General features: G+C 38.5%; 6 protein-coding genes. 4 read left to right on the top strand and 2 right to left on the bottom strand.

Features of this window, described 5'->3' with window-relative positions:
- Together VJ937_RS02345 and lpxA are read left to right on the top strand one after the other, a co-directional pair.
- The coding region (locus VJ937_RS02345) for a bifunctional UDP-3-O-[3-hydroxymyristoyl] N-acetylglucosamine deacetylase/3-hydroxyacyl-ACP dehydratase (RefSeq protein WP_324065302.1) at positions 1-1291 on the top strand (1291 nt) is incomplete at its 5' end.
- 11 nt (positions 1292-1302) lie between these two features.
- Positions 1303-2085 (top strand): acyl-ACP--UDP-N-acetylglucosamine O-acyltransferase, encoded by a 783-nt coding sequence (gene lpxA, locus VJ937_RS02340; RefSeq protein ID WP_324065301.1) that lies wholly within the window; start codon positions 1303-1305, stop codon positions 2083-2085.
- Between the two features lie 189 nt (positions 2086-2274).
- Here lpxA and VJ937_RS02335 read toward each other — a convergent pair whose 3' ends face one another.
- On the bottom strand, positions 2275-3432 hold the full coding sequence (locus VJ937_RS02335) for an endonuclease/exonuclease/phosphatase family protein (RefSeq protein WP_324065300.1): 1158 nt from the start codon (positions 3430-3432) through the stop codon (positions 2275-2277).
- Between the two features lie 200 nt (positions 3433-3632).
- Between VJ937_RS02335 and cysC the strand changes: the two genes are divergently transcribed.
- Complete coding sequence (gene cysC / locus VJ937_RS02330) at positions 3633-4349, top strand: adenylyl-sulfate kinase (protein ID WP_324065299.1); 717 nt, start codon at positions 3633-3635, stop codon at positions 4347-4349.
- 5 nt (positions 4350-4354) lie between these two features.
- Here the strand turns inward: cysC and VJ937_RS02325 are convergent, their stop codons facing one another.
- Entirely contained in the window at positions 4355-4591 is a 237-nt protein-coding gene (locus VJ937_RS02325) for a hypothetical protein (RefSeq protein ID WP_324065298.1), read from the bottom strand.
- Positions 4592-4678: 87 nt separating this feature from the next.
- On the opposite strand from VJ937_RS02325, the gene VJ937_RS02320 reads away from it, so the two are divergent.
- On the top strand, positions 4679-6328 hold the full coding sequence (locus tag VJ937_RS02320) for an ABC transporter ATP-binding protein (protein WP_324065297.1): 1650 nt from the start codon (positions 4679-4681) through the stop codon (positions 6326-6328).
- The last annotated feature ends 17 nt before the right edge of the window (positions 6329-6345 follow it).

The following is a 6345-nucleotide window of genomic DNA, read 5'->3' as shown; positions in this document are numbered from 1 at the left end:
TGGGATAGTTTTTACTCGTACAGATATAGATAAAGAAAACCGTATTCCTGCATTAGCAGAATATGTAGTTGATACTTCAAGAGGGACCACCATACGGAAGGATGATGTTACGATACATACAATCGAGCATCTTATGGCGGCCTTGCGCGGATTGCATATCGATAACGCCTTAATTGAAATTAATGCAGATGAAATACCCATAATGGATGGAAGTTCTGTATTTTTTGCTAAAAAGTTTGAAGAGATTGGAAATAAGGAGCTTGACGAGGATCGCCAATATTACGAGATAAAGGAAAAAATTGATTTTTCTGTACCCGAAAAGGGAATAGAAATCAGTATTTATCCTGATGACCATTTTAGCGTGGATGTAATGATCGATTACGACTCTAAGGTACTTGGTCATCAATATGCAAGCTTACCCAACCTTGATAATTTTGTAGAAGATATTTCCAAAGCGCGAACATTTGCTTTTTGGCATGAATTAGAATTTTTATTTACAAATAACCTGATTCGTGGAGGAAGCCTCGACAATGCCATTGTTGTGGTTGAACATGAAGTGCCACAGAAAGATGTAGATCGTTTGGCTGGCTTATTTAATAAGCCTAGCATTGAGGTAAAAGAGGGATATCTGAATAATCTTGAGTTGCATTATCCGAATGAACCTGCCCGGCATAAGTTGCTGGATCTTATCGGTGATTTTATGCTCATAGGGAAACCAATTAAAGGAAAAGTTGTGGCAAGGCGCCCCGGACATTTCGCTAATACAGAAGTAGCTAAAAAGATTCGTCAGAATATCAAAAAGAACCGCAAAAAATCAAATGCTCCAGAGTACGATCCCACAAAAGCACCTGTTTACGATGTGGTCCGAATTCAGGAGACATTACCGCACCGCCCCCCGTTTTTGCTGGTGGATAAAATCATCCATCTTGACCAGGAACGTGTAAAAGGCGTCAAAAATGTCACAATGAATGAACCATTTTTTATTGGACATTTTCCGGGATCACCAGTAATGCCCGGAGTGCTGCAAATTGAAGCTATGGCCCAGGTAGGAGGGATACTTGTATTGAATACCGTCGAAGATCCGGAAAACTATTTAACTTATTTCCTTAAAATTGACGGGGTGAAATTTAAAAAAATGGTTGTGCCAGGCGATACAATTGTTTTTGAGCTTGATCTTGTTACACCAATACGTCGAGGCCTGGCACATATGAAAGGAAAAGCATGGGTTGGTGATACTATGGTAATGGAAGCAGAGCTGATGGCACAAATAAGTAAAGTGAAAAACAAATAACCTTTATATACATGAGTACAAACCTGGCAAATATACATCCTGAAGCAAAAATAGGTAAAGATGTAATTATTTCTCCCTTTACAACAATTGAAGCAGATGTTGAAATAGGAGATGGCACATGGATTGGTCCCAATGTAACCATTATGAATGGCGCCCGAATTGGAAAGAATAATCAGATTTTTCCCGGAGCAGTAATCAGCGCCATACCCCAGGACCTAAAATTTCAGGGCGAAAAAACAACAGTTGAAATAGGCGATAATAATACAATCAGGGAGTGTGTTACGATAAACAGAGGAACAAGCGCAAAAGGAAAAACAGTCATGGGTAACAATAACCTTTTGATGGCCTATATGCATATTGCGCATGATTGTATTCTTGGCAACAACATTATAATAGCGAATTCTACCCAATTAGCAGGCGAAGTGGAAATTGATGACTTTGCCATTATTGGAGGAATGAGTGCCGTGCACCAGTTTTGTCATATCGGGTCACATGTAATGGTTTCAGGTGGATCGTTAATCGGTAAGGATGTTCCACCATTTGTTAAAGCAGCCCGACACCCAATATCTTATGCAGGTGTTAACTCTATTGGCTTGCGACGCAGAAAATTTTCAAATGAGAAAATTCAGGAAATCCAGGATATATATCGCATTATCTTTCTCAAGGGCATGAATAATACGGAGGCTGTTAAATTTGTAGAAGCAGAAATGCCAGCCAGTAAAGAAAGAGATGAAGTAATAATGTTTATTAAAAATTCGAAACGAGGCATTATGAAAGGTTACTTCCCCGAATAAACAGCATATAACAAAACAATATATGAGCCGGCGGGAGCCGGCTTTTTTTTATCAAGGTAAATTATAATCAAGGTTTTGCGATTGAAGCAATTCCTGAATTGTCTATGCCTGACGCTTACAATGGAGTTTTTGATAATATAAAACCAGGACTTTTTTCAATCCCGGTTTTTATTACCTGATAAAATATGCTTAGTGCTTTATAATTACTTTTTGAGTTATGGTAAGCCCCTTTGCATTTTGCCATTTTATGAAATACAAGCCCGGTGTGAATTTTTCTGTTTCAATTCTGTAATTGTTAGAATGCGCATTAACCTGTATTGTTGTTTGTAATTTCCCAATTGAGTTAAATAACAAGATTTGGCCTGTTTGATTATTTGCAATGCTTATGTTAAGTACTTTGTTTGCAGGGTTGGGGTAAATATTCAATTTATTACTTGTACCGTTATTACTAATTGAGGTTACGTTTTGTGGCATCCTGATACGTAAAGCAACCGGTCTGTGATCGGAGATATTGTCTTCATAAACTGACCATCCTCCGGCAATTTCATCATCGGGTTTCAGGCATGCAATATCTGGTGTTCCATTAACGAAATCTTCAAATATTTCATTTGTAACCATAATGTGGTCAAGATGCGAAGGCCAGGTTGGATAGGACCAATCGCTGGATGGTAATTCCGTAATCGACATATCAGCAAACATATACGCTGCACTTGCATCAATAAAGGGTTGAAATACGTTATTGGATGTGTTATCTGTGAGCTCATCGTTTAAATCGCCTAAAAAAATTACCTGATCGTTGGCAAAATTATTATCGATATAGTTTTTAATAAGCACAGAAGCACCATACCTTCGCGTCTCCTCGTCCCAGGAGTCACTTTGATCGAGGTACCCATCACCACAACATTTGTAATGATTGTTCATTATAATGAATTGCTCGCTACCAACTGTTATTTCTGCAACAAAAGGGGCTCTGGGTAATTCACGGTCGTATGATGTGAGTATTTTGTAGGTGTTTTCAACAGTAATAATATCTGGTTTATAAAGATATGCCATGCCGGAGTAATAGTATCCTGTCCAGAAACCTTCATAACCGGGTAATTCATTTAAAAGATCATTGAATGCACCCTCATCTTCAATTTCTTGTAGTGCTAGCATATCAAGGTCCATCATTTCTATAACCTGGGCTGTGTAGCTAATTGTAGTTTCACCATTTTTAGGGAAATGTTCTATGTTCCAGGTTGTGAATTCAAGCGTAGTGTCTGTGCCATAAGCTAAACTGCTGTTGGTTTGTGCGAAAGCCAATTGAAAAGTTGCCAACAGCACTATTAAAGTAACAAATCGTTTCATTGAGTATATTTAAATAGAATTATTAAACTTGATTGCACACAATTTGTGCCGCAATTTTTTTTTGAAATGTTTTTGAATCGTAATATTGTCCAAATTCTGTTTTTAATATAACGTATTGGTGATTTCATAAACTTTTTAAGGGGCTGTTTCCAAGTTGCCTATTTATTTATTAGTTTTGTCGGATTGAAAAAAGAAATAAAATGATACGAGAATCGAGAACCCGTTCAGTAGTGAAAGCCCTTTCATGGCGAATAGTTGCAACGTTTACCACAGCAGCTCTTGTATATATTTTTACCAGGCGGTGGGATTTTGCCGCATATGTGGGTGCTTTTGAGGCTACACTCAAATTAATGTTTTTCTACGCCCATGAGCGGATTTGGAACAAATTAAACTATGGACGTAAAGAGTATACACCCAAGGTAATTTGGTTTACTGGTTTATCGGGTAGTGGAAAATCGACCCTGGCCGAAGCATTATACAAAAAGATGAAATCGCAGAATTTCAAAGTTGAGCAGCTCGATGGCGATATTATTCGCAATATTTTTCCAAAAACCGGATTTAGTAAGGAAGAGCGTAACCGGCACGTCAGACGTGTGGGGTTTCTCGCCTCCAAATTAGAGGAAAACGGAGTTACTGTAATTGCATCATTTATTTCTCCATATCGTGAATCCAGAGATTTTGTACGCAGTCAGTGTCAAAATTTTGTTGAGGTTTATGTGAGCACTCCGCTGGAAGTTTGCGAAGAAAGAGACGTTAAAGGTTTATATAAGAAAGCCAGAAAAGGTGAAATTACCCAATTTACAGGTATCGATGACCCTTACGAAGCACCTGAAAATCCGGAGATAGAAATTGATACTTCAAAGCACGGTATCGAAGATAGTGTGGAAATGATCATGAAAAGAATACGTAAGATTTAACGGGTTTAATAGAACTCGGCATATTCACCTATAATACGCTCAATTTTTTCCAGATAATAATCTTCTTTATCTCTGGAAAGGTTGAGCTTTTTTATGCTGTACTGGTAATCTTCATGCAGCCAGGGCAGCACAAGCTTTTGGCTATTGTATGCATATCGCTTATCACCCCATGTGATTTGGAGTAGCAATTTTTTTAGTTCCTCTATTAAAGCTTCAGCTTGTGTTATTTTTTCACGCTTCAAAACCTTGCTTTTAAAAGATTATTAATTTTACATTGCAAAAAAATTACTTTTTGGTGTAATTCCAACTACACATTTAACGCAATAAGTATGGTGAAAGTTGATGAATTAAGCATTTCTGTTGTATCTACTGGCAAGCAACTGGTAAAGAGCATTGGTTTTGAATTAAAGCCCGGCTCTGTTACCGGGTTGGTTGGTGAGTCGGGCAGTGGTAAGTCTTTAACTGCTTTGTCATTAATGCAACTTTTGCCAAAATCACTGAATGTAGGTGGCAAGATTACTTTCAATCAAACGCAGGATTTGACCCAGGATATTAATACGCTATCAGGAAAAGAACTTAAAGATTTTAGAGGCAATATTGCCGGAATGATTTTCCAGGACCCTATGTCGAGTTTGAATCCTTCTCAGAAAGTTGGGCGACAGGTAATGGAAGCTTTTGTTTTGCATAATAGCGCAAATCACAAAGAGGCAAAAACCAGGGTAATCGATATGTTTCATAGGGTTTTATTACCCAATCCGAAAAGGATCTTTGATGCTTATCCGTTTCAGTTATCCGGGGGGCAGCGCCAAAGGGTTATGATTGCAATGGCATTGATAAATAATCCGGCGCTGCTAATTGCCGATGAGGCCACAACAGCACTTGATGTAACTGTGCAACATGAAATAATTGAGCTATTAAAAAAGTTACAGGCCGAATTTAACCTTACCGTTTTGTTCATTACACATGATTTGGCGCTACTCAACAACTTTGCCGATTACGTAATGGTTATGAAAGAAGGTGAAATTGTAGAGCAAGGCAATTATAAAAACATTTCATCATCGCCGAAGCATAGCTACACTCAAGGATTAATGGCTTGCAGGCCCACCTATGAGCACAGGGATTTTTTATTGCCAATAATAGAAAATATTGGTACAGAAACTGGAGCAAAGCTTGAAAAACGGCAATGGCCAGTTGTGAAGGAGCAAAGCTTAGTTGATGCAAAAAATATAGATGTACTTTACGAACAGAAACATCAACCCACTTTCCGCGCAGTTTCAGATGTGTCTTTTAATTTAAGGCAGGGTGAAACTCTTGGTGTAGTGGGTGAATCGGGTTGTGGTAAAACTTCTTTAAGTAAAGCACTTTTACAATTGATCCCATATTCAGGGCAGTTTTTTCTGGAGGGAGAATCTATTGATTTCACCACTAGAAAAAAAGCACTGAATTTCCGACAAAAAGTGCAATTTGTGTTTCAGGATCCCTATTCCAGTCTCAATCCGGTAATGAAAACAGGGGCTATGCTCAAAGAAATTTTGTTAATTCATGGGAGAGGCAATGGCAGGAGTTCAAGATTAAAATTGGTTAATGAGCTACTCCAGCAAGTAGATCTTCCCGAAAGTTTTGCATCAAGATATCCACACGAATTATCTGGCGGGCAGCGCCAGCGTGTCGCAATCGCCAAAGCCCTGGCACCGGGCCCTGACGTACTCATTCTTGATGAGGCTGTGGCTGCCCTGGATGTTTCGGTACAGGCTAAAATTTTAAACTTATTAAATGCACTGAAACTGAAATTCGGGTTGAGTTATATTTTTATATCCCATGACCTGGAGGTTGTTCATTATATGTCTGACCGGATTATTGTAATGAAAGATGGCATAATTGAAGAAGCAGGTAGTGCTAATCAAATATTTGAGCATGCATCATCTGAGTATACTAAGAAACTTATTAATGCCAGTCCTTCTGCAAATACCAACGGTTAGCTGATAGACCGGGTCCA

This window comes from Salinivirga sp., assembly GCF_035268865.1.
GTDB lineage: Bacteria > Bacteroidota > Bacteroidia > Bacteroidales > Salinivirgaceae > Salinivirga.
Note: the sequence above shows the minus strand (reverse complement) of the source record. Positions and strands in the feature narration are given on the sequence as shown.